Annotated in this window: 26 protein-coding genes; 22 read left to right on the forward strand and 4 right to left on the reverse strand. The window is 33.7% G+C overall.

What is annotated here, in order from left to right; translation table 11 throughout:
- Positions 1-191 precede the first annotated feature (191 nt).
- The 6 genes from IAI10_RS20690 to IAI10_RS20715 all read left to right on the forward strand — a co-directional run bounded on the left by IAI10_RS20690 (position 192) and on the right by IAI10_RS20715 (position 6,085).
- Positions 192-878, forward strand: a complete 687-nt coding sequence (locus IAI10_RS20690) for a hydrolase (RefSeq protein ID WP_315675211.1) — start codon at positions 192-194, stop codon at positions 876-878.
- A 36-nt stretch (positions 879-914) separates the two neighbouring features.
- Positions 915-1,694 carry an EFR1 family ferrodoxin gene (locus IAI10_RS20695; RefSeq protein ID WP_315675212.1) on the forward strand — a complete coding sequence of 260 codons (780 nt, stop codon included), beginning with the start codon at positions 915-917 and terminating at the stop codon, positions 1,692-1,694.
- 32 nt (positions 1,695-1,726) lie between these two features.
- Complete coding sequence (locus IAI10_RS20700) at positions 1,727-1,885, forward strand: hypothetical protein (RefSeq protein WP_315675213.1); 159 nt, start codon at positions 1,727-1,729, stop codon at positions 1,883-1,885.
- A gap of 14 nt (positions 1,886-1,899) precedes the next feature.
- Positions 1,900-3,399: a carboxypeptidase M32 gene (locus IAI10_RS20705; protein WP_315675214.1), complete on the forward strand. Its 1,500-nt coding sequence runs from the start codon at positions 1,900-1,902 to the stop codon at positions 3,397-3,399.
- A 207-nt stretch (positions 3,400-3,606) separates the two neighbouring features.
- The gene (locus IAI10_RS20710; protein WP_315675215.1) at positions 3,607-4,080 is read left to right on the forward strand and encodes a winged helix DNA-binding protein; all 474 of its coding nucleotides are present in this window, start codon (positions 3,607-3,609) and stop codon (positions 4,078-4,080) included.
- 13 nt (positions 4,081-4,093) lie between these two features.
- Positions 4,094-6,085: a methyl-accepting chemotaxis protein gene (locus IAI10_RS20715; protein ID WP_315675216.1), complete on the forward strand. Its 1,992-nt coding sequence runs from the start codon at positions 4,094-4,096 to the stop codon at positions 6,083-6,085.
- A gap of 72 nt (positions 6,086-6,157) precedes the next feature.
- Here the strand turns inward: IAI10_RS20715 and IAI10_RS20720 are convergent, their stop codons facing one another.
- Positions 6,158-6,652 (reverse strand): prolyl-tRNA synthetase associated domain-containing protein, encoded by a 495-nt coding sequence (locus IAI10_RS20720; protein WP_315675217.1) that lies wholly within the window; start codon positions 6,650-6,652, stop codon positions 6,158-6,160.
- A 326-nt stretch (positions 6,653-6,978) separates the two neighbouring features.
- Here IAI10_RS20720 and IAI10_RS20725 point away from each other — a divergent pair, with 326 nt between their 5' ends.
- The 12 genes from IAI10_RS20725 to IAI10_RS20780 all read left to right on the forward strand — a co-directional run bounded on the left by IAI10_RS20725 (position 6,979) and on the right by IAI10_RS20780 (position 18,996).
- Positions 6,979-7,164, forward strand: coding sequence for a hypothetical protein (locus IAI10_RS20725; RefSeq protein ID WP_315675218.1), 186 nt, complete (start codon positions 6,979-6,981; stop codon positions 7,162-7,164).
- 326 nt (positions 7,165-7,490) lie between these two features.
- Positions 7,491-8,561, forward strand: coding sequence for an alanine--glyoxylate aminotransferase family protein (locus IAI10_RS20730; RefSeq protein ID WP_315675219.1), 1,071 nt, complete (start codon positions 7,491-7,493; stop codon positions 8,559-8,561).
- 84 nt (positions 8,562-8,645) lie between these two features.
- The gene (locus tag IAI10_RS20735; RefSeq protein ID WP_315675220.1) at positions 8,646-9,554 is read left to right on the forward strand and encodes a D-2-hydroxyacid dehydrogenase; all 909 of its coding nucleotides are present in this window, start codon (positions 8,646-8,648) and stop codon (positions 9,552-9,554) included.
- Positions 9,555-9,583: 29 nt separating this feature from the next.
- The gene (locus IAI10_RS20740) at positions 9,584-10,840 is read left to right on the forward strand and encodes a DUF1015 family protein (RefSeq protein WP_315675221.1); all 1,257 of its coding nucleotides are present in this window, start codon (positions 9,584-9,586) and stop codon (positions 10,838-10,840) included.
- 184 nt (positions 10,841-11,024) lie between these two features.
- Positions 11,025-11,510 (forward strand): hypothetical protein, encoded by a 486-nt coding sequence (locus tag IAI10_RS20745; protein ID WP_315675222.1) that lies wholly within the window; start codon positions 11,025-11,027, stop codon positions 11,508-11,510.
- Between the two features lie 162 nt (positions 11,511-11,672).
- A complete protein-coding gene (locus tag IAI10_RS20750; RefSeq protein WP_315675223.1) occupies positions 11,673-12,437 on the forward strand; it encodes a DeoR/GlpR family DNA-binding transcription regulator in 765 nt (254 codons plus the stop codon).
- A 259-nt stretch (positions 12,438-12,696) separates the two neighbouring features.
- Positions 12,697-13,641, forward strand: a complete 945-nt coding sequence (locus IAI10_RS20755) for a carbohydrate ABC transporter permease (protein WP_396334412.1) — start codon at positions 12,697-12,699, stop codon at positions 13,639-13,641.
- 9 nt (positions 13,642-13,650) lie between these two features.
- The gene (locus tag IAI10_RS20760) at positions 13,651-14,514 is read left to right on the forward strand and encodes a carbohydrate ABC transporter permease (RefSeq protein WP_315675224.1); all 864 of its coding nucleotides are present in this window, start codon (positions 13,651-13,653) and stop codon (positions 14,512-14,514) included.
- 64 nt (positions 14,515-14,578) lie between these two features.
- Positions 14,579-15,889 (forward strand): ABC transporter substrate-binding protein, encoded by a 1,311-nt coding sequence (locus tag IAI10_RS20765; protein ID WP_315675225.1) that lies wholly within the window; start codon positions 14,579-14,581, stop codon positions 15,887-15,889.
- A 1-nt stretch (position 15,890) separates the two neighbouring features.
- Entirely contained in the window at positions 15,891-17,366 is a 1,476-nt protein-coding gene (locus tag IAI10_RS20770; RefSeq protein ID WP_315675226.1) for a CehA/McbA family metallohydrolase, read from the forward strand.
- Positions 17,367-18,119 (forward strand): HAD family hydrolase, encoded by a 753-nt coding sequence (locus IAI10_RS20775; protein ID WP_315675227.1) that lies wholly within the window; start codon positions 17,367-17,369, stop codon positions 18,117-18,119. It abuts the gene before it with no gap.
- On the forward strand, positions 18,112-18,996 hold the full coding sequence (locus IAI10_RS20780; RefSeq protein WP_315675228.1) for a DMT family transporter: 885 nt from the start codon (positions 18,112-18,114) through the stop codon (positions 18,994-18,996). The genes IAI10_RS20775 and IAI10_RS20780 overlap by 8 nt, the downstream gene beginning before the upstream one ends.
- A 134-nt stretch (positions 18,997-19,130) precedes the next feature.
- On the opposite strand, the gene IAI10_RS20785 is transcribed toward IAI10_RS20780, so the two are convergent.
- Together IAI10_RS20785 and IAI10_RS20790 are read right to left on the reverse strand one after the other, a co-directional pair.
- On the reverse strand, positions 19,131-19,934 hold the full coding sequence (locus IAI10_RS20785; protein WP_315675229.1) for a transglycosylase domain-containing protein: 804 nt from the start codon (positions 19,932-19,934) through the stop codon (positions 19,131-19,133).
- 76 nt (positions 19,935-20,010) lie between these two features.
- Complete coding sequence (locus IAI10_RS20790; protein ID WP_315675230.1) at positions 20,011-20,883, reverse strand: metallophosphoesterase; 873 nt, start codon at positions 20,881-20,883, stop codon at positions 20,011-20,013.
- Positions 20,884-21,054: 171 nt separating this feature from the next.
- Between IAI10_RS20790 and IAI10_RS20795 the strand changes: the two genes are divergently transcribed.
- Both IAI10_RS20795 and IAI10_RS20800 read left to right on the forward strand, forming a co-directional pair.
- Positions 21,055-21,471 carry a MerR family transcriptional regulator gene (locus IAI10_RS20795; protein ID WP_315675231.1) on the forward strand — a complete coding sequence of 139 codons (417 nt, stop codon included), beginning with the start codon at positions 21,055-21,057 and terminating at the stop codon, positions 21,469-21,471.
- The gene (locus tag IAI10_RS20800) at positions 21,468-21,794 is read left to right on the forward strand and encodes a hypothetical protein (RefSeq protein WP_315675232.1); all 327 of its coding nucleotides are present in this window, start codon (positions 21,468-21,470) and stop codon (positions 21,792-21,794) included. Before IAI10_RS20795 ends, IAI10_RS20800 begins: the two co-directional genes overlap by 4 nt.
- A 69-nt stretch (positions 21,795-21,863) precedes the next feature.
- Here IAI10_RS20800 and IAI10_RS20805 read toward each other — a convergent pair whose 3' ends face one another.
- A complete protein-coding gene (locus tag IAI10_RS20805; RefSeq protein ID WP_315675233.1) occupies positions 21,864-22,820 on the reverse strand; it encodes a hypothetical protein in 957 nt (318 codons plus the stop codon).
- Positions 22,821-23,040: 220 nt separating this feature from the next.
- On the opposite strand from IAI10_RS20805, the gene IAI10_RS20810 reads away from it, so the two are divergent.
- On the forward strand, positions 23,041-24,810 hold the full coding sequence (locus IAI10_RS20810) for a sensor histidine kinase (RefSeq protein ID WP_315675234.1): 1,770 nt from the start codon (positions 23,041-23,043) through the stop codon (positions 24,808-24,810).
- 80 nt (positions 24,811-24,890) lie between these two features.
- Positions 24,891-26,606, forward strand: coding sequence for an extracellular solute-binding protein (locus IAI10_RS20815; RefSeq protein ID WP_315675235.1), 1,716 nt, complete (start codon positions 24,891-24,893; stop codon positions 26,604-26,606).
- Positions 26,607-26,714 lie beyond the last annotated feature (108 nt).

Here is a 26,714-nt window from a genome sequence, read left to right on the forward strand (position 1 = left end):
ATAAAAGAAGTTAATAAAAAGTTTACAAAAAATGGTTATAAATTTACTCTTAATATCGTAATATATATATAAGGTAATTTTAGTATGAGCATTAAAAAACTTCTTTTAAATTCATTTTGCTATAAGATATAATATATAGGCTGTACATTATAATTTTATTGGTATAAAAATATAGAAAGAGGTAGGAATTTATGGATAAGTTTGTTCCAGAGATAAAAGGTATATTAAGAAGTCATATGATAGAAGTTCCAGCTGTAATTAGAGATGCTACCGGTATAAAAATATTTGGTAAAAGACTGAAATCTTTTATTTTTACTACGGATGTAGCAATCATAAGAAATAATAATGCCGATGCAGTAATCGCCGTTTACCCTTTTACGCCTCAACCAATAATTACCCAATCCTTGGTGGAAGCTGCCGATGTGCCAGTATTTTGCGGTGTAGGCGGAGGAACAACTACTGGAAAAAGAGTAATTAATTTAGCTTTAGATGCTGAATTTAAAGGGGCTATGGGAGTAGTTTTAAATAGCCCTACGGATAATCAATTAATAAGGGCTACACGAGATACTATTGATATACCTATAATAGTAACTATGGTATCTGAATATGAAAATATAGGAGCAAGAATCGATGCAGGTGCTACTATATTGAATGTATCAGCAGGAAAGAGAACTGCATATATAGTTAAAAAAATAAGAGAGCAGTTTCCTAATTTTCCTCTAATAGCTACTGGCGGACCAACAGATGAAAGCATCCGAGAGACTATAGCGGCAGGAGCCAATGCCATAACTTATACACCACCGACTTCCGCAGAGATAATGGGAAGACTTATGGACACATATCGAGACAGATATAAGAGCCAAAATGAACAGGAGTAAGCTTTACAGCGTACAACTTTTAATGTGGGTGATGATATGAAAGGGGTATTATACTACTTCAGCGGTACTGGAAATACAGCCTGGGCATCAGAGATGTTTAAAAAACATTTTAAGACTTATGGTGTGGATATAGATATTGTAAACATAGAGAAAGCAAACTATCTTAATGAAGCATATGATATTTTAATAATAGGAACTCCTATATATTATGGAGAAAGTCCTAAAATAGTAAGCAAATTTGTAAAGACCATCAGCAGCACAGAGAATAAGAAAAAGTGTATATTATATTGTACCTGTAAAGGTAAAGGGAATATAAATTTAGGGCTATTAGCTAATATATTAAGAAACAGAGGCTTTCAGGTTGAAGGCCAAGTACATATAGATATGCCTTATAATTTTAAACTTTGCAATGAGGAGGCAAAAGAAGATATTACCGATGTTGAAAATATATTAAGACAAGCAGACCTAAAAATTAAAAAAATTGTGAAGGATTCGCTTATTGATAAACCTATAATAGAAAGAAATCAAATTTTAGGCAGCATTAGGCATAAGCTCATATGCTTAAATTCTAAATACAGAACCTACAGAATGATAAAGAACTTTAATGTCACCAGATCCTGCAGTAACTGTGGATTATGTTTAAGAAATTGCCCAGAGGGAAATATTACTTTTGATAACAACAAACTGATATTTCATAGTAATTGTATGCTTTGCATGAGGTGTATGCATATATGTCCTAATAGTGCAATAACCTTCAAAGGAATGAAAATTATAAAAAACGATAAATTAATGCTAAAATTAGTAGATATAGTATAATATATCTATGACATATCGAAGGAGGAATTTTTGTGGCAGTAGGTGGAGATAATTGTAAGACATGTCCCGATTACCTTGACAAAAAATGTGACGGTAAAGCAACGGATTGTATGTGCAGAAGATGCCCTAGAAGTCTAGGAAAATGTCTTACATTGAGATATTGCAGCGAAACTGAGTCAGTACTAATGTAATAGGAGGAGTAGATATGGAATTACAAGCTAAAATAGAAGAGTTTAAAAATTATCTTAAGAGCATGGAGGACCTTAGAGGTTCTATTGCATTGCTGGATTGGGATGCAAGAGTTAATATGCCAAAGAAGGGTATAGAGGGAAGAAGTGATGCTATAGCATATCTTTCAGGAGAATATTTTAAAATGGAAACCTCTGATAAGATGAGAGAGTTTGTAGAATATTTTGAGGCTCAGGAAGGGCTTGATCATATCACCAAGGCAGCTGTAAAAAACTGCAGAAAGAATTATGATTTATCTAAGAAGATACCAGAAAGCAGATACATAGAATTTGTAAAAGCAAGCTCAATATCGGGAGCTGCCTGGGAAGAAGCTAAAGAAAAGTCCGATTTTTCTATATTCCAGCCTCATCTTCAGAAAATGGTAGATTTCAAAAAAGAATTTGTTGAATACTGGGGATATGAGGAAGATAAATATGATACTCTTTTAGATATTTATGAACCAGGAATCACCGTGAAAAAATTAGATGAAGTTTTTGGAGAACTTAAAAATGAACTTGTAGATATGCTTAAAAAGATAGCAAGAAGTTCAGTTAAAGTAAGCTCAGAGTGCTTTAAAAAGAGTTTCCCTAAGAAGGAACAAGAGGAATTTTCTATATTCCTGCTTAATAAGATGGAATTTGACTTTAATGCAGGAAGATTGGACGAAAGTGTACATCCTTTTACCACTAATTTTAGCAATAAGGATGTTAGAATAACTTCTCACTATTATGAGAATGAATTTAGAAGTGCATTATTTAGTGCGGTTCACGAAGGTGGTCATGCTATATATGAGCAGGATATTCCAGACAGCTTAAGAGGTACTCTTTTGGGCACAGGGGCTTCCATGGGAATTCATGAATCACAGTCAAGATTCTATGAAAATATAATAGGAAGAAGCCAGCATTTTTGGAAGTACTTCTATTCAGAGGCTATAAAGAGATTTAGCCAGTTTGAAGAGGTTTCTTTTGAGGAATTTTATAAAGGAATAAATGAGGTGCTGCCATCTCTTATCAGAACGGAAGCTGATGAGCTTAGCTACAGCATTCATGTAATAATAAGATATGAGATTGAAAAAGATCTTATAAATGGAAGAGTAAAAGTTCAAGACCTTCCGAAGGTTTGGAACGCAAAGTATAAGGAATATTTGGGAGTAGAACCCTCAAACGATGCAGAAGGCGTGCTTCAGGATGTTCATTGGTCCGATGGAAGCTTTGGGTATTTTCCTAGCTATGCTCTTGGAAATCTCTATGGAGCACAGTTCTTAAATAAGCTTACAAAGGATATACCAAATATTTTTAAGGATATCGAAGCAGGAAACCTATCCACACTGCATACTTGGCTAAAGGATAATATCCACTGCTACGGTGCAGTTTATGAGCCACAGGAGCTTATAAAGAAAGTCACAGGTGAGGAACTAAAGGCTAAATATTTTATTGATTATTTAAAAGAAAAATACGGAAAGATATATAATTTCTAAAAAATGTGGCAATAATGCCACATTTTTTATTTTAGGCTCTATTTTAAATAAGTGTTGATTTTTACACTGATTTAAAATAGAGCTTTATTTTTTCTCCGATATTTATCAAAAAAAATACTTGTCAAATGATAAGTATTTTGATACCATATAAGTAATGATTCTTGATTGATATTGATAATCATATTAATGTAATGCGAGGAGAGCAAAGTGTGCAAGGAAAAATATGAAAGATTAATACTCGGTATGATTAATTTTAATACAGTTTTTAATAGTGAATTTGTAAATTTTATCCCGGAGCTTAGCAACGATGAGATCAGCCCTCAGCTTTCAAAAATTTTAAATGTGATTCATATGGAGGGGAAAACTACATCTTCAAAATTAAGCAGAATTCTTAATATACCGATTTCTAATATGAGCAGAAGCATAAATACTCTTAATTCTTTAGAGTATATAGTAAAAAAGCAAGATTCAAAAGACAAAAGAATTGTTTATTTAACTTTATCCTCAAAAGCATTAGATTATATATCAAAGGTTATAGCTTCCTCACAAGAGGTTTTTTGGGAAAGGCTTAATATTTTTTCCGAGGATGAAATAGAGGAGCTTACTTCCTCCTTTCTGAAAATACAAAACTTATTTATAAAGATGCGAGAAGCTAATAATTCTAACCAAAGAAATAAATAAGGGAGCTGAAAATATGATTAATAAAAGCATAAAAGCTAGACTTATAATTTTAATAGGAATAATACTAGTTATTGTAAGCGGCGGGTTAGGTTTAATTTCCTATATAAATGCATCTAATGCATTGGTTTCAAATATTTCAAAAACCTTTCCGCAAATAGCAACTCAGGCTGCAAACACGGTTCAAGCTGCTTTAGATAGTCATTTAGACTCTATGGAAATAATGGCTGAGGACCTAAATGGAAATGCTGCGGATAAGCAAATGGCTATGCTTCAAAATGAAGCAAAAAGAAATGGCAGTTTAAAAATGGGTTATGCAGACAGTGAAGGAAACATTACATATACGGATGGATCTACAGAAAACATAAGTGATACAGAATATTTTAAAAAATCCATGGCGGGAGAAGATTATATAGCTGATCCTGTGGTAAATAGCAGCAAAACAGCCATGAGCATGGTATATTCTGTGCCGGTAAAAAATAATGGTTTAACAGCAGGGGTGATTGTTTCAGTACGCGATGGCTTAGAATTAAGCGATATGATTAAGAAAATTGCTTTTGGAAAAAGCGGAAGTGCCTATATGATTAACAGTAAAAGTGTAAGTATTGCTTACATGGATAAGAGCATGCCTTTAAATCAATACAATTCAATAAAAGAAGCAGAAAAAAATCCAAGCCTTAAGGAAATCGCAGATATGCAGAGACAGATGATAGCGGGCAAGACAGGGTTAAGGGAATATTCTTTTAGTGGTAAGGAAGCTTACGGAGGGTACGCTCCTGTAAAAAAAGAAAATTGGTCCATAGTTGTTATATTAGACAAGAGTGAATTATTGTCCGAGCTGAATTCTCTGAAGATATCTATAGCCTTATCTTCGGTATTGTTTTTGATTGTAAGTTTGGCAATAGTGTATTTTATAGCTGAAAGATTATCTAAAAATATAAAATATTCTTCTAAATTGTTGAACAAGCTGTCTACTGGAGATTTTACTAATAGCATAGCTGAAAAATACTTATCTCATAAAGATGAAATAGGACAGATGTCAAATTCTATGAATATTATGCAAAATTCAATAAAGAATATGCTTAAAGCTTCCAAGGATACGGCTTTAGAAGTAAAAAACGGCTCAGAGGATTTATCAAATATATCTCAAGAGATGGCTTCTTCCTCTACTACAGTGGCTGATTCTATACAGGAAGTGGCAAGTGGAATCAACGCTCAGGCTAATGATTTAATGGAAATAACCTATATACTTAATAGCTTTAGTGACAGATTGGAAGGCATAGTCAGCAATGTACAGGAAGTGGACAGTAACACCTCATCCATGAGTGCTTTAGCAGTAGATAGCAGCGGCAATATGAAGCTTCTTATGGGAGCGGTAAATGAGATAAGCGAATCCTTTAAAAAGCTTTCTTCCATGATAAGTCTTTTTAATTCGAATATAAAAGAAGTACACAGTATAACGAATATGATTAATTCAATTGCTGATCAAACTAATCTGCTGGCTCTAAATGCGTCTATAGAAGCGGCTAGAGCTGGTGAGGCAGGAAGAGGCTTCACAGTGGTGGCAAATGAGGTGAGAGAACTTGCTGAGCAGACTAAAAATTCCTCGGATCATATAACAAAGCTGGTTTCAGAAATATCTCAAAGTGCGGATACAGTATCACAAAACACAAACAATATGGGGACAGAGCTTTCAAAGCAGGTTAATATAATAAACGATACAATAAATTCCTTTGAGAAGATCATAGAGGTAATAAATATTGTAAATCCTAAAATACAGACCGTTAACTCATCAGTAGCGGAGGTAAAGAAAGAGAAAGATGATATACTTGCTAAGGTTGAGAGTGTATCTGCTATAGCTGAAGAGATATCTGCATCTTCCGAGGAAATAACAGCCTCCACCAGTGAGATGACTAATCTGTCAAATAAGGTGGCCGATACTTCTGCGGCTTTAAATAACACTACTAAAAATATGATATTGCAGCAGGAAAATTTCAAGATAGATTAACGGACTAAAGCCATATAGAATAAATTATCAAATCAGTAAACGCAGAAGAAAATAAACTTCTGCGTTTTTGCTTTACACTTCTACATACTTAAATTCATTACCATGCCATTTCAAGAATTTCTCAAAATTCTCATAAGATACTCCTATGGTAGCCGTGTTTATTGTAGGATGAAAATTTACTATGCTGGCGTTTGCCAAATCGCTGTCCACTAGAACTATTACAGATTTTTCTTCATCATTTATTATTGCATAAGGGGTAACAGAGCCAGGAGTTACTCCTAAATATTTTAAAAGTCTTTCTTCTGAAGCAAAAGAAAGGCTGGAACTTCCGATTTGCTTTGCCAGAAGCTTTAAATCTACCCTTTTCTGATCATCCACAACCACAAGGTAGTGAATATCACCTTTTCTGTTTTTGAGGAATAAATTTTTGCAGTGCTGTCCAGGTATATCTATATCAAACTTTTCTGCATCTTCCACAGTAAATAGAGGAGGATGCTCATATCTTTGATAAACAATTCCTAGTGAAGCTAATATATCATAAAGCTTTTGTTCATTTTCAGTAACCATTTTTTCACTCACCTTTAAATTTTAGGTTCTGCTTTAAATCAGTGTTGATTTTCACACTGATTTAAAACTTCCTTCAGTTCGGCAGGCTATGTTTTAAAATGTTGATATTATCTTAGAGTTTCAGATCGAACGAAGCCTTTATCAACATTCTTTTAAAACATAGCCAAATCTTATTATGTTAATTATAGCATTTATGACAATGTGATGAATAGTCTTGAAAATCCATATTAGAACTGCAAGCAATGAATATTTTTTGTTTTATTATGTCAATACTAATATTAGATTTAAAAATCATATTTATCAGGTTTAGAAAGGAGACAAATAAAATGTTTGTTAGTGATTTAAAATATATTGCAGCTGAAAATTGTACCAGTTTTGATCCTGAGGTATACATGAGAGTGATGGATATTTCCGATATAAGCAGAAGCTGTGAAAGCTGTAAAAATTACAAAAATGGAAGATGCATTAAAGGAAATATGGAGGATTTTTGCCATATATTAGAAAACAATTAAAAACAGTAGATTAATCAATGCAGGATTTTGAAAAATAACTTGCAAAAATAAATTTATTTTTTATAATAATTAATTCAAAAGCAAGCGTGGGCAGACAGTAAAAAGAATCCGTCTACCGTAGACGGACAGCCTTGAAATGCTTAGTAATACTGGCTTTGCAAAAATAAAAAATATATAAGAAATTAAAATAAAGTTTTGACAATTGAACTTTATTGATAGTATAATAATATTAAAATTTGAATAAATTGAATTGGAACTAATCAAAACTTGTATGAGACGTTATGGGGCATATTTATGAACGTCATTATAAAACAGGGGGGTTAAAAATGCATAAAAAATTATTTATTCCAGGACCCGTAGAAGTAAAGGAAAATATTCTTGAAAAAATGGCAACACCTATGATAGGTCATAGAAGTAAAGATGCTTCTGCACTTCAAAGGAGAATAAGCGACAAACTTAGAAAGGTATTTTATACAGAAAATGAAATTCTTCTATCTACTACATCAGGAAGCGGACTTATGGAAGGAGCTATACGTTCCTGTACGGCAAAGAGGGCAGCTGTATTTTCTATAGGAGCTTTTGGAAAAAGATGGTATGAAATGGCTGTATTCAATAATGTACCTGCGGATATTTTTGAAGTAGAGATGGGAAAAGCTACTACACCTGAAATGGTGGAAGAAGTTCTTTCTACAGGTAAATACGACTTAATTACTATAACTCACAATGAGACTTCCACAGGAGTTATGACTCCTATTGAGGAAATATCAGAAGTTATAAAAAAATATCCTGAGGTAGTTTGGTGTATAGACAGTGTAAGTTCAGCTGCGGGGAGCAAAATAGAAGTTGATAAGCTAGGCATAGACGTATGCATAACTTCATCACAGAAATGTTTGGGGCTGCCTCCCGGATTAGCAGTGTGCACTTTCTCAAAAAAGGCTGTAGAAAGAGCAAAGACTGTTCCATTTAGAGGGTATTATCTTGATTTATTGTCATTATATGAATTTATACAAAAGAAAGACTATCAGTATCCATCTACACCATCATTATCCCATATGTTTGCCTTAGACTATCAGCTAGATAGAATAATGGAAGAGGGAATAGAAAACAGATTTGCAAGGCATAAAGAGATGGCACAGATAGTGAGAGCTTGGGCTAAAAAATATTTTGATTTATTCGCAGATGAAAAATATCTTTCAAATACTGTCACTGCAATAAAAAACACTAGAGGCATCGATGTAGGGGCATTAAATAAGGCTTTGGGAGAAAGAGGCTTTCAAATATCAAATGGCTATGGAAAGCTAAAAGATAACACCTTTAGAATAGCGCATATGGCAGATTGCCAAGTTGAAGAAGTTCAAGAACTTTTAAGAAATATTGAAGAAATTTTGGGGCTTTAAAATTAGGCTATGTTTTAAATCAGTGTAAAAATCAATACTGATTTAAAACAGAACCTAAAATTAGATAAATTGGGGGCTTTTATAATGTATAGAGTGTTGATAACAGATGGTATGGATCAAGTTGCCATAGATGAGCTAAAGGCTGAAGGTTTTGATGTAGTAGAAAAATTTTATGCTCCTGAAGAGCTGGGGGCGGCGCTTCAGGATTTTGATGTACTGGTAGTTAGATCAGCAACAAAAGTTAGAAAACCGATAATAGACGAAGCTGTGAAGGGAAAACTAAAGCTTGTAATAAGAGGCGGCGTTGGAGTGGATAATATAGATGTTGCCTACGCTTTGGAAAAGGGCATAAAGGTTACTAATACGCCAAATGCAAGTTCAGCATCTGTGGCTGAACTTGCCCTTGCACACATGTTTGCTTTGGCTAGGTTTGTGAATATATCAAATGTATCCATGAGGCAAGGAAAATGGGACAAGAAAAAGTATGAAGGAATAGAGATATTCGGAAAAACCTTGGGGCTTATAGGTTTTGGAAGAATAGCCAAAGAATTGGCTAAAAGAGCAGATGCTCTTGGAATGCAGGTTATCTATACAGATATAGTTGGTAAAGCAGAAGGCTATGATAAATTTGAGTTTTGTACCTTAGAAGAACTGCTTAAAAAATCAGATTTTATATCTTTACACATTCCGCTTGATAAGGAAAAGGGCGCTGTGATTGGAAAAGAGCAATTTGATATAATTAAACAGGGGGCATATATTATAAATTGTGCCAGAGGCGGAGTAGTTTGTGAAAAAGCTTTGCTGGAGGCATTAAATAATGGAAAATTATCTGGTGCAGCAGTAGATGTGTTTGAAGAGGAACCTACAAAGAATGAAGAATTAATAAATCATCCTAAGGTATCCTGCACTCCCCACATAGGAGCTCAAACTGTTGAGGCACAGACACGAATAGGAGAAGAAATAGTAACTATAATAAGTGAATTTTTTAAGTAGCTACTATAAGATCTAGAGGTGAAATATTAATGACTATAATCAGACCATTTAGAGCGTTGAGACCAGTAAAAGATCTCGTAGGAAGGGTTGCGGCTCTGCCTTACGATGTTATGAATAGTGAAGAAGCAAGAGAATTGGTTAAGAATAATCCTCATTCTTTTCTTCATGTAGATAAGGCCGAGGTGGATTTGGATCCTTCCATAGATCTATATGATACCAGAGTATATGAGAAAGCCAAAGAAAATCTCAATGACATGATTGAAGAAGGAATTTTTATTAAAGAGGATAAACCTTGCTTATATATTTATAGGCAGATTATGAATGGCAGAGCTCAAACTGGAATAGTTGGATGTACCTCCATTGATGATTATATGAAGGATATAATAAAAAAGCATGAACATACAAGACCTGATAAGGAGATGGACAGAATAAATCATGTGGATTACTGTGATGCCAATACAGGACCTATATTTTTAACTTATAGACATAAAAGTGAAATAGACGATATTGTAGAAAAATGGACTTTTAAGAGACCTCTCTATGACTTTGTAGCAGAGGATGGAATAGGTCATATGGTTTGGATAATAGATGACCAAAAGGATATAGCAAAGCTTGAAAAACTTTTTGGGTATGTTAAAAACTTCTATATAGCTGATGGTCATCACAGAGCGGCTTCCGCAGCAAATATAGGACTAAAAAGAAGGAAGGAAAAGCACTACTATACTGGTAGAGAAGAATTTAATTTCTTTCTTTCTGTATTATTCCCAGATAAAGACTTAAGAATTATGGATTATAACAGGGTTGTTAAAGATTTGAATGGATTATCCGTTGAGGAGTATATGGAAAAGGTTCGGGAGAAGTTCGAAGTTGAGTTGTATGAAGGTGAAGAAGGCTTTAAACCAGAAAAGAAGCATACTTACGGTATGTATTTAGAAAATAAGTGGTATAAGCTTTCTATAAAAGAAGGAATATGTGATTTAAAAGATCCAGTAGCAGCTTTGGATGTTTCTGTACTTCAAGATAATATCTTAGCTCCTATACTTGGAATAGAAAATCCAAGAACCTCTGACAGAATAGATTTCATAGGAGGAATAAGAGGACTAAGAGAACTTGAAAGAAGAACAAACAAGGATATGAAGATTGCTTTTTCCATGTATCCAACCACAATTCAGGAGCTCATGGCAATTGCGGATGCAGGCAAGGTTATGCCTCCAAAATCTACTTGGTTTGAGCCAAAGCTTAGAAGCGGCATATTTGTGCATGAATTAAGTGAAGGTGCGGATTAAGAATAAGTAAAGCATTTAGGGGTAAGGCAGTATATAGATTTTATGTATCTGGGAAGGTGATGAAATTTATATAAAAGCTTTACCCTTTTTATTTTGAAAATGTCTAAAAATGTAGATACCAAATTTGAAGAAAAGCGTATAGATGTTTAACTGAAAGAATTTAATGGGTAAAGGAGGTATTTTTATGGATGTAAATAATGTGATGAGTACATACAATTTAAGTTCTCTTTGGAATAATTTAAATGGCAATAGTAGTTCTTCAAGTACCGTACCTTTAATTAGCAATGTAGATGCTTCTGTAGATGAAAATTATAAGGTGAAGAATTACTCAGGAGGCACATCTGCTTCTGAGCTTCAGGATATTTATCAGCAGGTGGAACCTGACTATGGCGTAGGAATGACCTATGATCAAAATGGCAATATGACAATACCTTCTACCACAAGTCTTCCTACGGATGGAATTAGTGCGTCAGAATCAAATATGGTATCTCTTCTTAATAGCGATACTTCACCAGCTGAAAACCTATTTTCAAATGTGCTGTCTGAGTATAATTCTTTTGAAGATGGAACTTTCCAAGAAAATCTTTCTTCCATTTTGGCAAGTAATTCTCCTTTTTCTTCCGATAACTACGTGAATTATTTAGGAAATAATATGGATGCCACAGTATAGCATGGCTCTGCCTTAAATCAGTGCTCATTTTGGGCTTATTTAAGGCGGAGCTTTAGCTTATAATATAAATTTAACAGAAAATATAAGCAGCTGAACTTAAATGTGTGATAAAATATAAGTACACAATAATGCACGAATATACATAGAGTGGGTGAAGAGCAGATGCTTGTACAAGAAAGACATTCTAAAATACTCGAGATATTAGATAAAGATAGAAGTGTAAAAGTATCATATCTTATGCAGCTTTTTAATGTATCCATTGAAACCGTTAGACGTGATTTGGAGTACCTTGAAAAGGAAGGATATTTAAAGAGAGTGCACGGAGGAGCAGTACTTGAAAAGGTAGGTACGAATGAAGTAAATTTTACTGTGAGAGAGACGAAAAATATAAATGAAAAAGCTGAGATAGGTGAACTTGCAGCAAGATATGTAGCGGAAGGTCAAGCAATAGCTATGGACGTGAGCACTACTAATACAGAGGTAGCTAAAGCTATAAAGAAAAAAATAAAAAGACTTACAGTAATAACAAATTCCTTAACTGTAGCTGAGGAGCTTTCTGATATGGAGGAATATACCATAATACTCATTGGAGGAGTTATGAAGAAAGAAGAACGCTGCATATTAGGAGCTATGGCAGAGAAGTTTGTGGAACAGTTTCATATAGATATTACCTTTGCAAGCTGCAGTGGTATATCTCTAAGCTCAGGAATAACGGATTACGGTATTGGAGAAGTTGAGATAAAGAAAAAAATGATGCTGTGCGCTCAGCAGACTATTTTTGTGGCAGACAGCACTAAATTTGGAGTAGTATCTTTGCTGGACGTCTGCGGCTTTGATAAAGGAAATTTAATAATAACTGATTCTAAATTAAATGCAAAGGTTAAAGAAAAGTATACTGCATTAGGAGTTGAAATTATAAATAGCTAGGATATGCCATAAAATTTATATATGGAATGCTGCACAAAAATAAGAGGTAAATGCTTAAAAAAGTAATTTTAAGCATTTACCTCTTTTAATTTTGTGCATTTGTGTGTATTTATTATAATTATGTGTGGAATTAAGTGTACTTTAACCTAGTATTTACATATGCATAACAAAATTAATACATAAAATATGTACAATAAGGATGAGATAAATGAGTTATAAGAAAAAATATTATATAGAGAGAAAGGGGTTCCTTTTAAATATGCAAATAAAAGAAATTGAAGCATACCCTGAGCAAAGCAGGAAAAATATTTTTTCCAGCAGCATAAAAAGGTTAAAAAAATCTCAAGGCTTAATAGCACTTATGTTCATTCTACCAGGATTGATACCTTTAGCGTTTTTCTGGATTTGGCCTATGCTTTACTCTACATATCTTAGCTTTACGGATTGGGATTTCATGAGTCCTGAATATAAGATAGTGGGACTGAGTAATTACACAAGTCTTTTTAAAAGCAAAGAATTTTATTCAGTTTTAGGAAACACTGCTTATTTCACCATAGGTACTCTGATACCTACTATAATTGGAGGCTTCCTGTTGGCTCTTCTTCTAAATAAAAAGCTGAAGGGAATGGGTATTTTCAGAACAATTATTTTTTCTCCATGGGTAACACCTACTGTTGCAGTATCTATAGTATGGTCTTGGATATTTGAACCTAGAGTGGGACTTGCAAATTATATTCTTCAATTAGTACATTTACCTAAGCTTCAGTGGGCTGAGAGTTCTCAGTGGGCTATGGTGGTAATACTAGTAGTCACTGTATGGAAGGGAATAGGATGGACTATGGTGTTTTATCTGGAAGCGCTTCAAAAGGTGCCTGAGGAATTGTATGAAGCGGGATACATAGATGGGGCAACTTCTTGGAAGAAAATAAAAAATATAACTATACCATTGATTTCGCCTACCACCTTCTTTTTAGTAATAATAACTATAATAAATTCTCTTCAGGCCTATGATCAAATACAGGTTATAACTCAGGGAGGACCAGCAGGAAGCACCAGAACCATATTATACATGTATTATCAGGCAGCTTTTGAAAATTTCAATATGGGGCAAGCTACTGCTGTGGCAACTGTTCTTGTAATAATAACGGCACTGTTAAGCTTTATTCAATTTGTAGCTGCAAAGAAGTGGGTCTATTATCAATAGGAGGATTTTATGAGCGATATAACTATAATCAACAACAGTAAAAAGAAAATAACTATAAACAATATTATCAGATATGTTTTGCTTAGTATATTTAGCTTTATTATTGCCTTTCCCTTTATATGGCTTCTGGTAAGCTCTATAAAAACTAAGGATGAAATATGGAGTTTCCCACCAACTTTATGGCCCAAAATACCGCAATGGGGAAATTTCGCTGAAGCCTTTAAAGCGGCGCCCTTTGGACTATATATATTTAATTCAGCTTTTACAGCCTTTGCTATAGTCATAGTTCAAATAGTAACCTCAGCAACTATGGCTTACGCCTTTACCCAATTGAATTTTAGAGGAAAGAAAATTCTATTTTCTATAGTTATGGCAACTTATATGCTGCCAGCAGCAGCTACGTATGTTCCAAGCTACATACTCATCGCTAAGATGAATATGCTGGATAGCTATAGGGGAATTATCATATCAAATATGGTAAATGTATTTGGAATATTTTTATTAAGACAGGCTTTCCTGCAGGTGAGAAAAGAGATTGTTGAGGCCGCCATGATAGATGGAGCTGGGCACTTGAGAATATTAACAAGGATTCTCACTCCCATGTGTAAATCTTCTTTTGTAACTCTAGGTCTTCTAAGTTTCATAAGCAATTACAATAACTACATGTGGCCTTCACTAATAGTGAAGAATCCAAAGTATTATCTTATAACTATAGGGCTTAGACAATTCTTTATTCAAGATGGGGCTTACGGCATAAAGTGGCCTCAGGTTATGGCTGCAAGTTCCATAGCTGTCATTCCGCTAATGCTGTTGTTTTTCATAACTCAGAAATGGTTTATGAATAGCATTGGGGATACAGGAGTAAAAGGTTAATATTTCCCAATAGGGATTTTATAAAAAAGAATTAATAAATAAAAAATTTTAGGAGGAATTAACAGTGAGAAAAAAAATTATGGCTTTATTGATAACTGCAGTTTCAGTAACTTCTATACTTTCAGGATGTGCTGCAAAAAGTGAGCAGGCAGATACAAAGGCTTCAAGTCAGCCGGTAGAAATAGAATTCTGGTATGGACTTGGAGGCAAATTAGGGGACAATATGCAGCAGATAATAAAAGATTTCAATGCTTCTCAAAAGGAGGTTGTGGTAAAAGGAGTTGCTCAGGCAAGCTATGATGAAACCTATCAGGCACTTCAGGCAGGAATAGCTGCTAAAAAAGCTCCAGCAGCAGTACTTTTAACTAATGATCAAATGTCAGCCTTAGCAAATAAAAAGGTACTTGCACCTTTAGACAGCTTTATTTCTAAAGATAGCTCTTTTAAGCCAGATGATTTTGTTACTTCTTTCTATAAGCAAGGCAGTATTAATGGAAAGATGTATTCATTGCCTATGTATGGAACAACTCAAGTTATGTATTACAGAAAGGACTTTCTACAGGCTGCGCAGGTTAATGTAGAGGATCTTAAGACTTGGGATGATGTTTATGCAGCAGCAAAGAAACTTACTAAGACTAGCGGCAAAGATACAAGTGTATATGGCTTTGAACCAATGTGGGGACCAGATAACCTTACAGATATGGCACTAAGCAATGGAGGTAAAATTTTAAGCGATGACAAGAAAACTGTTTTAATAGATTCGCAGGAATGGATAGATTCCTGGGATGCGGTAAGAAAAGCTATATTTGAAGATAAGACTATGAGAATACATTCAGGTGGACAAGGCTGGGAATATTGGTATGCCACCATTGATGATGTTATGAAGGATAGAGCAGCAGGGTACATAGGCTCAAGCGGTGACCAGGGAGATCTTGATTTTACCAAAATTGTGGCGGCACCTCAGCCAGCTGGAAGCAGTCATTCAGCAGCACCAGTTGCAAGTGCACAGACTATAAGCATACCAGCTATCACTGATAAAGATAAGCAGCAGGCTGCTTTTAAATGGATGAAATATTTTACAAGCGCAGAGGTTACAGCTGATTGGTCTATGAAAACAGGATATATTCCAGTAAGAAAATCTGCAGCAGATGTAGCAGCCTATAAAGAATATACAAGCACACATCCTCAGGCCTTAGTACCATTAACTCAAGCAAAGACAGCTTCTTCCTCCTTTGTTGATCCTACAGGCGGAAAGATTTATGATGCCCTTAAGAAAGCAGCAGATAAGGTTGAAATTCAAAATATACCAGCAGCACAGGCGTTGAAAGATGCTAAGACTGAAGCACAGGCAGCATTGGATGCGGTGGCAAAATAACATGCTTGCAAAATTTACTGGTGATATAGGCAGCCATGAAAAGCTGCCTATTAAAATTCATAAATTCAATATTTATCAAACCTTAACCTGTCTGCAGCTTGATATAAATACGGATAGACAAAGTTGGATGCAAGTATTCTTGTGGGATGAAGAAAATAGATTAAGACTTCAATGTTTGCATCTTACTAAAGAAACTAAAATTATTATTGATAAAATGCCAGAAAAAACTAGTACTTGTGCTGTACCTGGAGATTTTTTACCAGGAGAATATACAATTGAAATTATGTGTAGAAATATGGAGTCTATTGAATATTCGCTTGAGATTACAGAGAACTTAAAAGAGCCAAAAGAAGAAATAGGTATTGAAGTATGGTGTGACGGAAATTATGAAGTTAAAGAATTGACGTTAAATAATTATGACTTTTTTAAAAGAAAAAAACAAGGCTTTAAATGGTATAAGGGTGATTTTCATACACATACAACTCTTTCGGATGGAAAAATGACTGTAAAAGAGAGAACAGAAAATGCAGTGGCTTTGGGACTAGATTTCTTTGTGACTACTGAACATAACGTGATGCCGTGTCATTGGACTAAAGAGAATATTTTAGTAATCCCTGGTATGGAAATTACATCTCCATCAAGTCATTTTAACGCTATAGGGTTAAAGCAGTGGATAGACTTAAGAGCTAATTCTAAAGATGGAGGAATGATGACAGAAGAGGGAATGAATAGGCTATTAGTTGAAGCTGAGGAAAAAGGAGCACTGAGGTCTATAAACCATCCAGAGTTATATCCATGGCAGTGGTTATATGAAGAAACTCTAATAGAAAATATAGATACCATAGAAATAATAAATGATCCAACTTACCAACAAAATAGAGAAGCTACAGAAAAAGCACTTAGACTGTGGACACTTCTTTGGATGGATGGGCGTAAAATATGGGGCATTGGAGGCAGTGATTCTCATCTTTTGCCTACAGAAACCTATAAGGATTCAGCTAAGCCATCCTTGATTGGAGATCCAGGCACCTATGTACTGGCTGAAGGTTTATCTGCAGCTGAAATAATAGAAGGAGTTTCTTTAGGCAGAGTGTATGTAAGCAGAGATACAGAAATGAGCGTTAAAATAAAATGTAATGCTCAGGAGTATTATTTAGGCAGTGATTTATCCGAGCAATTTGCTTCAGAGGATACAGAAAGAAGCATTAGTTATGAAGTAAACTTTAGAGGAATTGAAGAGAATTGCATACTCAGCGTTATAGAAGATGGCAAAATTATAAAAAGCTTGGAAATTGAAAAGGAAAACTCATATAAGATAGATTTGATGTGGAAAGGAACAGCGTATACTTGGAACAGGCTGGAACTTAGAAGAATCAGCGGAGAATTGATTCTTTTTACAAACCCTATTTTCAAAGGCAAAACTGATTGTAAAATATTCAAATGGGGGCAGTTAATAGAATTGGCAGGAGGACACTAAATGAAGAATATTAAGGGAATACTATTTGATAAAGACGGAACTTTACTAGATTTTAACTCAATATGGGTTCCTGTAGCAGAAGCTCTAGCTAAGGAAATAGCAGCAGATTTACAGGTAGATAAGTCCTGCGATTTGGAGGAAAAATTGTTGAAATCCATAGGAGTTTGCTGCGGAAAAGTGGAGCCAATGGGAATCTTAGCCTGGGGAACCGTGGGAGATATTGCTGACCAATTGAAAGCTGTACTCCATGAAGAAAATATAAAAAAAGAACTATTGCAAGATATAGAGGTTATAATAGAAAATAAAATAAGCAGATTATCTAGGGAAAAAGCAGTTTTAGTAAGACCTATTGGTGATCTTGAAAAGCTTTTTGAAAAACTGAAAGCCTTGGGAGTTTTTATTGGGCTTGCAACTTCTGACACCTATGAGTCGGCCAAGCTTTGCTTAAAAATCTTAAAAATAGAAGAATATTTCGATTTTATAGGTGCAGATGATGGTATATCAAAATCAAAACCTAATCCAGAGCTGCTAAATAAGTTTTGCATGGCTTGTCATATTAAACCGGAAGAAGTGGCTGTAGTGGGAGATACCGAGGTTGATATAGAACTTGCAGCAAATGGCAACGCTGCCTTGGCTATAGCGGTTTTATCAGGAGCTAGTGGAATAGATACTATATCTCAGCAGGCAGATTTTATATTAGCTTCAGTGCATGAAATCATAGATGGGAATGGAAGGTTTGTTTGGTGTGAATGATAAAAGAAAACTATCCGAAATATTTCTTATAGCATCAATTTTAATATGGGGATTTTCTTTTATAAGCATTAAGGTATGTTCTGAGGTCATACCTATTGCTTTTCTTTCTTTTATAAGGTTTCTAATTGCGGCATTGGTACTTATAGGAATGTGTATTGCTGGGAAAAACAAAGAAAAAATACAAAGAAAGCATATAGCGTCAATGTCCATATCGGGCATATTCGGGATAACCTTATATTACTATTTTGAAGGATTAGGTATAAAGAACATATCAGCCTCCTCTGTATCCATATTAAATGCAACGGTCCCATTATTTACATTAATAGCAGAAATAGTTCTATACAAAAGGAAAATTAAAATTTCTTATATTATTGCGTTGCTAATATCTATAACCGGTATAGGTTTTATTGTAGATATAAATCTGAAATCATTTGTTCAGCCTGGATGCTTGGCAGGGTATTTTTTTATACTTCTTTCAGTTCTGTGCTGGGTAATCTATACCCTTATAACAAGAACTCTCTTTGATGACTATTCTGAGATAACTATCACCACTTATCAAACCTTATTTGGCACAATAGCATTTATACCTTTTATGCTTAAGGAGCAGGTACAGTTTCAAGCCTTTAACAGTGAAATAATTTGTAATATTGCTTTCCTAGGCGTATTTTCTTCAGCACTTGCTTATTATTTTTATGCTGCGGCTATTAAAAATATCGGTATAGTGAAAAGCTCCATGGGACTTAATTTAGTGCCTGTAATAACCATTGGGGCCAGTGCTTTTATTTTGAAGGAAGCTATTTCTATGAATATGGCGCTAGGCTGCATTATGATTTTTATGTCTTTGAGGATAATATCAAGTAAACATAGCCAATTATAACAAAGCAGCCCTTAGAGTTCCTTTACGAAAAACGCCTTTATCAACATCCTTTTAAAACATATCCAATTATAATAAAAACATAAGCAAGAGCGTGAACTGATTTATTCATGCTCTTGCGGCTATAGAAAGCTTTTTTAAGACTTATTAAGATTTAATACTATCTTATAGTTGATGGCTTCTTTATATTGTTCATCAGTAATATAATTATATTTTTTCATGGAATCCAGCACTAAATTTCTCCGCTGCAAGGTGTTATCCATATGCTTTATAGGATCATAATACTCAGGGTCATTAGGTATTGCCGTTAAAAAGCATATCTCTGAAAGATTCAGCTGCTGGCAGCTCTTATTGAAAAATTTTTTTGAGGCGGTATTGATACCGTAGGCATTATTGCTGAAATTTATATTATTAATATAGAACTCTAATATTTGATCCTTAGAGAATTTGTCCTCTAATTTAATAGCTATAAACATCTCTTCAAGCTTTCTCTGATAATTCTTATCGAAGTTGAGAAAAACATTTCGTGCTAATTGCTGAGTTATGGTGCTGCCGCCTTGAGTCAATTTCCAGTCGTTAGTAGCAATTGAGTATACGGATCTAAATATGGCGTTTATGCTTATTCCTCCATGTTTGTAAAAATCCTTATCTTCGATGGCTACAAAAGCATTTTTGGCATTTTTAGGTATGTCCTCCGATTTTAAATATAGGGGATCTTTATTACCTACGCCGTTTGGATTGCGAGATCTATTTACATTAAAAGTATCTATAGTGCAGCTATTTACTTTTGCAGTTGCATCTTTGTATAAAGCAGAAACTGTTGGCCCATATTTCAAGTAAAGACATGCTGCAATAACTATAAAAAGTATAAAAATAAATTGTAAGAACTTAATCAGTTTTCGTTTTTTAGACTTGACTTTTTTACCCTTGCTTTTGTTCATACAGAAAACCTCTCTATGCTTATACATTAGTATATCTATTATATTACAAAATGAGTTTATATATAAGTACACAATGCTATTTACTTAATTTAAAGGAATCCAGTATATTGTTATTGATATCGTAAGCATTAAATATCACTTCCGATGAAGATACATCCACTATGATATAGTGATATACTGCTAATGGTCCTACAACAATATTATGAGAAGAAATAAGAGTATTGCTTAAGGGAGCACCAGCACCTCCGGAAATTATTTGAAAAATATTGTTCTTAAAAATAAAATTATTTTCACTGAAGGAATTGTCTATGAGCCTTCTGCTGTAATTATGCTCGTGACCGCAGAATACAGTGTTGACATTGTATTTATCAATTATGGACCAAAAATAATCTCTGGTTTCGGGAAGGGTATCAAGAGAATCTTTAAAATGACTTCCCGTGGGGTAAGGAGGAGTATGAAGAGCAACGAATGAAAAGGTAGCAGTATTGTTTTGTAATACTGAATCTAACCAATGAAGCTGATTAGCTTCAAGTAGATAATTACCATGAATATCTCTGCGGCAGGAATTTAAAATGATAAATCTTGAATTTTGAAAATCAAAATAATAAACTGTTCTTCCGTAACTCTCTAATTGTTCATTAGGCAGATAGTTAAATGCATTATTAAAGGCTGTTTCATCATTTTCATGATTTCCTATGCAGGGAAAGCAGCTTCTGATGGGATAATATTTGCTGATGATTTGTTTCCAGTTATTTAGATTGGTGGATACATTAGGTTTTTCGCTTACCATATCTCCTAAAAATATCATAAAATTAGGATAATATTTGCTTGAATTGCTAAGCAAATTTTCCAGCACTGGAGCATTTATTCCTAATTTTTTTCCTCGGCTGTCCCCCATGACTAAAAATCTAAAATTTTCTCTACACATTCCACAGTAGTTACAAAACATATAATTATCTCCTTGAATATTAACTAAAATATATATTATGCGCCTAAGACTTATAGAGACACAGCATAAGAAATAATAGTGAAGAGTTTTAAATATCTATTGACATGGAGCTGGCTCCATGATTTATAGTAAACATATACTAGGAGCTTAGAAGGATTAGGAGGAATGAAAATGGAAGTAGGTAAATTTTCTCAAGAGACAGGCATAAGCATAGATACTCTTAGATATTACGATAAAATAGGATTGCTTAGTCCTAGCAGGACAAAGAATAGACGATGCTATTCTTCAGAGGATTTAGAGATGGCTTTAATGATTAACAAATTAAAAAATTTAAATTTTACTTTGGAAGAAATTAAATTACTTTTCGATTTAGATGAAAGTATAGGAGAAAGTAAAAAGTTAGATGAAGAAGATATTAAAAAAGTACAAGACTGCATTAATGTAATTTCAGAGAAATATAAGGACATATTGAAAAAAGAAAAAGAGCTGCTTCAGGTGAAGCAGACATTAGAAAAGATGCTTGGCAAAGGAAAAATACTTATAGAGACAAGACAAATTTCTGAAAATCATGAGGAGGAAAAGCTATGAATGTAATATCAGTGCTTATGTTATTTTTAGGTGTTGCCTACGGACTAATAACTGCATTAGCAGCTTTCGCTCAGATAAGTAAAGGCACCTTAAATCACGTATCAATATTTATGATGCTTTTAGGAGCTATTTCAATTCTGATTTCAGTTGTTGAGAGAGCTGTTTTAAAAAACAATTTAATTTATTTGCTCATACTAGGATTATTATTAATTCATATAGCTGCAGTAAATAATGGAATTAAGCTTTATGGAAAAATACATTTTAAGCATCATGCGGCAAGAGCAATGCTTTCATTACTAATCATAATCATGTATGCAATATAAGATAATGCTAATATTATTAATGCATTGTTTCTAAATAAGTGACAAGAGTACACCTATTTAAAAACAATGTTATCCGCGGCTGCAGGAACCGCTGCATTCAGAACAATTGGAGCAATCAGTCTCAAGCTTAATAAAATTCGGATGTATAGAAAAACTATATTTCTTAAATTCATATTTTATAGGTTCATCATTAAACTGAACTGAATCTTCATCAAATTTGATGGAAAGAGGAACTATATCAAATCCGGCATCATTGATAATGCTCGGTTTTAAATGAGGCCTATATGTTTTTTTTACTTTAAATTCATCAATCAAATCTATTTTATCAGTAGTAGTGATTAGAGATTCTAAAATGCCTTTCTTAGAAAAAGTAACAGAATTCGAATCACCGTGGAGCCCATGAGCAGTATTGTTGTAGGCAAGTATAGTGCCTATTGGAGTTTCTGTTTTAGTTGGACGATATGGCTCAAAAGATTTAACGCTTCCATCGTCATAAAAAGATATGCCTGTTCTTGCTTCAATATTTCCTATAGGAGAATTGAAAGAAATAGTGTCTTTTGGCCAGAAGGTGATGCTTTTTATATTTCCATCTTCATAAAAATATAGGCTTATAATTTTCTTATATATTTCACCTATAGGAGTATTTATTTTTAATGGCTCAGCTAAATTATATTCATCATCTTCGGACCAATAAGCAGTCAGTTTGCCATTTAGAGGAAATATACGTTTTATATTTCCACTTTCATAAAAAGTTACTAGTTCAGCTGGAAGGGGTCCTATGGGAGCTGCAATTTGGGCCTGCTGCTGAAGATATAGGCTTTTTAGGTTTCCGTTGGAATAAAAATTTATAGAGTCTATATACTTACGTCTTTCGCTACTGCACTCATATTGCGGAATTAAGTTTCCGTAAGAAGTTTGCAGTAAATTCTCTTCATTTAGTGTGCAGCTTTTGATGTTTTTGCTATCATAAAAATCTATGGAACTGATTCCATTAAGACAACCATATCTGGTTTTAAAGCTTTCCATGTTATCACCTCGAAATATAAAGAAAAATTTTAATTATTTACACAATATTATATAGAACATTATAAAAAGCTGATAGAATAAAAGCTTAAACTAAAAAAAATATTAAATTATCAAAATAAAATGCTATAATATTAATTAAGTATATCAATTGTACAATTAATGTAAACGATATTATATCAGCTTCTGGGCTTGATTTATAAATCCTATAGGAGAGTGGAACGTGAAAAAGTTATACAGATTTTTAAACAATCTTAACGTGAGCTGGAAGTTTGTTTCAGCTTACTGCATAATCCTGGGAATAGAGATACTTATAGCAGGAGTTTACTTATATATGCAGCAGTCACAATCAGCTATAAATCAAGCTGAATCAGTTATGACGGATAATCTTATGCAGACAAAAGCAAGCATATTGCAGAGAGAAAAAATAGTTGAGAACACAGCATCAATAATAATTTTTAATAAGGATTTACAGAGCTTTTTAGATTATGATTATAATAATGAAATATATAAAATAGAAGATTACGAATTTCAATATTCTCCAACCATGGAGAATATTTTAAGTGCTAATAATACAATAAACGCAATAAGAATTTATATGAAGGATGGAATAATAACAGAAAAACTAAATGGCTTCAGCAGTGTGGATAAAGCAAATAATAGAGATTTATATAGCTATATGATGAGCAACATGACCACAAAATATGGATGGACAGATGTTCATTATGAATCCAACTATTTTAATCAAAATAGATATGCCTTTTCTTATATGAGTCCAATAAGCTCAGCCAATTCATATAGAAATAGCGGCTATTTAGAATTAGAGGTTAAGCAAGATGTGATTTTTGATGCTTTGAACAGCTCTGCTTTAAAAAGTCTAGGAAACGTATTTATAGTGGATGGAAAGAACAATATAGTATCAAATAATGTTAATGGATTTTTTAATAAAAACATATCCCGTACTGGCATCAATAATTATTCTCATAACTCAGATTTAAGAGAAGTCAGAAAAATTAATGGAGTGAATTCAATAATAATTTCAATGCCAATAGAGCAGATGAATCTTGATATAGTTGGAATATTCCCTGTTAGCAGTTTCAATGCACAAGCTAAAAGTTCTAGCAGGAATGTAATAGTATTTTTAATAATTATTGCGGTAATATTAGGCTTTGCTATTTACTTTACAACTAATTTCCTGCTAAAAAGAATAAAGACTTTAGTGAAAGCTATTAAGCAAGTAAATGAAGGAAATCTTCAAGTTTCAGTGGAAGTAAAATCCCAAGATGAATTTGGCGAATTAGGAACAAGCTTTAATAATATGACAGAACGTATCCACAACTTAATTGAAACTGTGTATAAGAGCAAAATAATGGAGAAGGAATCTGAGCTTAAAGCTCTTGAAGCTCATATAAATCCTCATTTTTTATACAATACCTTATCGGCCATATCCTGGACAGCAAGAAAGGAAGAATACAAGCAAGTAATAGAAATAACTAATTCTTTGGCCAGACTTTACAGGCTGGTTCTAAGCAATGGCAGAACCTTGATAGATGTCAGGGAAGAATTAGATATTGTAAGATCTTATATGCATATACAAAAAATAAGATTCGGGGATAGATTCGATGTAATATATAAAGTAGATGAAAGCATCTATGAATATAAAATTATAAAAAACATACTTCAGCCAATCATAGAAAATGCTTTAGATCATGGAATTGATCCTAAGCTAGATCATGGAACTATAATAGTGGAGGCTGGTAAATATGATAAGGGTGTTTTTTTCAAAATAATAGATGATGGCGTAGGCATGAATGAAGAGGTACTGGAGGAAGTATTATTTTCTAATGTTACAAAAACCAATGGAAATGGATACGCTATTAAGAATATAAAGAATAGAATAGACGCTTACTACGGAGAAGAAGGAGTGTTTAAAATTTATACAAGAATAGGCATAGGAACTTCAGTATTAATAAAGTTACCATTTAAGTTTTAGGCTTTGCTTTAAATCAGTACCAAATCCAAAGAACTAAATGACTATTTGAGAGCTGCTTTTGGCGTATATCAGGAGGAAAAATGAAGAAAAAATTAATTAGTATAGCTTTAATAGCTTTTGTAGCTATTGCCGGAAGTGTTGGTATTAGCATAAAAAATAATAAAAAAAATCAGGACACAAGCTATAACGGAGAGAGCCCTTTAAAGCTGAATGTATTTTCTATGACTGCAAACTATGTAGGGAAACAGTCAGGATGGTTTGCCAAGGTTATAAAGGATAAGTTTAATATAGAATTAAATATAATATCCTATAATCTTCAAGGCGGGGACAGCAAGTATGCCGCTATGATGGCATCAAATGATTTAGGGGATATTGTGATTTTCGGCGCTGAAGACCAAAGATATAGAGAAGCTATAAAATCTAATCTGCTTTTGGATTGGACACAGGATAATATGATCAATGAATATGGAAAAGATATAATGAATAAGTTTCCTAAAGCCATTGAAAAGAGTAAGAATAATTTTGGAAATGGGAAAAGTGTTTTTGGTATAAATTCATCCTTAGCCAATATGCCTTCAAATACACCTTCTGAAGGAAATGAATTAACTTATGGATCAGTGATGAGATGGGACTTATATGAGCAAATAGGAAAGCCTAGAATAAAGACCATGGAAGATTTGCTTCCTGTATTAAAAAAAATGCAGGAAATTAATCCTAAAAGCGATTTGGGAAATCCTACATATGCTTTTTCAATGTGGCATGATTGGGATGGAAATATAATGATGAATGCAAAGCAATTTGCATGTATGGAGGGCTATGACGAATTAGGCTTCCTGCTTGTAAAGGCAAATGAAGATAAATATCAGGATGTTCTGGATAAAAACGGCTACTACATGAAAACATTAAAGCTATATTACGATGCAAATAGAATGGGATTGGTAGATCCGGATTCAATATCTCAAAAATATGATGATTTCAGTAAAAAAATGGCCGATGGACAGGTGCTTTTCTCCTGGTTTCCGTGGACAGAAAATCTTTATAATACCGAGGATCGAGTAAATGAAGGGAAAGGGTTTAAGGCAGTGCCTTTTGATGATGAGATTGTGTATTCCAATGGATTTTCAAATTTAGGGCTTAGTCAAATAATATCAATAGGAGCTAAAACAAAGTATCCTGAGAGAGTTATGGAATTTATAGATTGGCTATACACAAATGAGGGAATGATGATTGCTACCAATGGACCTAAGGGAGTAACCTGGGATATGAAGAATAACAAGGCAGAATTAACAGAGCTTGGAAAGCAGGTTAGGTTAAGTAACAATAAAACTATGCCTGAAAGCTATGGGGGAGGAACTTATGATGATGGAGTAAATGCTATAAATTTTAATACCTTAAGTCAGTACTCTATTAATCCTGAGACAGAGGAACCCTACGATTATTCACTGTGGAGCTCCACCTTAAACTTAAAACCTTCTAAATTGGAAGAATCTTGGAGAAAGGACATGGGAACTATCACGGAAAAGGATTATTTTGTGAAAAACAACAAGGTAGCAGTAAATACTTCTTCAAATTCAAGCATTGATGATTTAAATGATTCAGCTCAGCAAAAGCAGGGTCAGGTGGCATCTATAATTAAAAATTATTCTTGGAAGATGATATTTGCTAAAAGTGATACGGAATTTTATTCTCTCCAAAACGAAATGATAAGTAAGGCCAAAGAAATGGGTTATGATGAATTAATTAATTTCTATGTGACACAGGCCAAGAAGAAGTTTGCCGAAAGACGTAATAAATAGTCTAACATACTAAGGGAATGTTTTAAATTAGTGTAAAAAGCAGCACTTAAAAACGTTGCTGAAATTGTAATTATCTATAAATTTTTCATAAGTTAATGATTTTTTTTG

It is taken from the genome of Clostridium sp. 19966 (assembly GCF_032335695.1).
In the GTDB taxonomy this organism is placed as follows: domain Bacteria; phylum Bacillota; class Clostridia; order Clostridiales; family Clostridiaceae; genus JACTOJ01.

Excerpts from the sequence above, each read along its gene's own strand:
- IAI10_RS20690 (WP_315675211.1), top strand. The coding sequence starts at position 192 with ATGGATAAGTTTGTTCCAGAGATAAAAGGTATATTAAGAAGTCATATG.
- IAI10_RS20695 (WP_315675212.1), top strand. The coding sequence starts at position 915 with ATGAAAGGGGTATTATACTACTTCAGCGGTACTGGAAATACAGCCTGG.
- IAI10_RS20705 (WP_315675214.1), top strand. The coding sequence starts at position 1,900 with ATGGAATTACAAGCTAAAATAGAAGAGTTTAAAAATTATCTTAAGAGC.
- IAI10_RS20715 (WP_315675216.1), top strand. The coding sequence starts at position 4,094 with ATGATTAATAAAAGCATAAAAGCTAGACTTATAATTTTAATAGGAATA.
- IAI10_RS20720 (WP_315675217.1), bottom strand. The coding sequence starts at position 6,652 with ATGGTTACTGAAAATGAACAAAAGCTTTATGATATATTAGCTTCACTA.
- IAI10_RS20725 (WP_315675218.1), top strand. The coding sequence starts at position 6,979 with ATGTTTGTTAGTGATTTAAAATATATTGCAGCTGAAAATTGTACCAGT.
- IAI10_RS20730 (WP_315675219.1), top strand. The coding sequence starts at position 7,491 with ATGCATAAAAAATTATTTATTCCAGGACCCGTAGAAGTAAAGGAAAAT.
- IAI10_RS20735 (WP_315675220.1), top strand. The coding sequence starts at position 8,646 with ATGTATAGAGTGTTGATAACAGATGGTATGGATCAAGTTGCCATAGAT.
- IAI10_RS20740 (WP_315675221.1), top strand. The coding sequence starts at position 9,584 with ATGACTATAATCAGACCATTTAGAGCGTTGAGACCAGTAAAAGATCTC.
- IAI10_RS20745 (WP_315675222.1), top strand. The coding sequence starts at position 11,025 with ATGGATGTAAATAATGTGATGAGTACATACAATTTAAGTTCTCTTTGG.
- IAI10_RS20750 (WP_315675223.1), top strand. The coding sequence starts at position 11,673 with ATGCTTGTACAAGAAAGACATTCTAAAATACTCGAGATATTAGATAAA.
- IAI10_RS20755 (WP_396334412.1), top strand. The coding sequence starts at position 12,697 with ATGCAAATAAAAGAAATTGAAGCATACCCTGAGCAAAGCAGGAAAAAT.
- IAI10_RS20760 (WP_315675224.1), top strand. The coding sequence starts at position 13,651 with ATGAGCGATATAACTATAATCAACAACAGTAAAAAGAAAATAACTATA.
- IAI10_RS20770 (WP_315675226.1), top strand. The coding sequence starts at position 15,891 with ATGCTTGCAAAATTTACTGGTGATATAGGCAGCCATGAAAAGCTGCCT.
- IAI10_RS20775 (WP_315675227.1), top strand. The coding sequence starts at position 17,367 with ATGAAGAATATTAAGGGAATACTATTTGATAAAGACGGAACTTTACTA.
- IAI10_RS20785 (WP_315675229.1), bottom strand. The coding sequence starts at position 19,934 with ATGAACAAAAGCAAGGGTAAAAAAGTCAAGTCTAAAAAACGAAAACTG.
- IAI10_RS20790 (WP_315675230.1), bottom strand. The coding sequence starts at position 20,883 with ATGTTTTGTAACTACTGTGGAATGTGTAGAGAAAATTTTAGATTTTTA.
- IAI10_RS20795 (WP_315675231.1), top strand. The coding sequence starts at position 21,055 with ATGGAAGTAGGTAAATTTTCTCAAGAGACAGGCATAAGCATAGATACT.
- IAI10_RS20800 (WP_315675232.1), top strand. The coding sequence starts at position 21,468 with ATGAATGTAATATCAGTGCTTATGTTATTTTTAGGTGTTGCCTACGGA.
- IAI10_RS20805 (WP_315675233.1), bottom strand. The coding sequence starts at position 22,820 with ATGGAAAGCTTTAAAACCAGATATGGTTGTCTTAATGGAATCAGTTCC.
- IAI10_RS20815 (WP_315675235.1), top strand. The coding sequence starts at position 24,891 with ATGAAGAAAAAATTAATTAGTATAGCTTTAATAGCTTTTGTAGCTATT.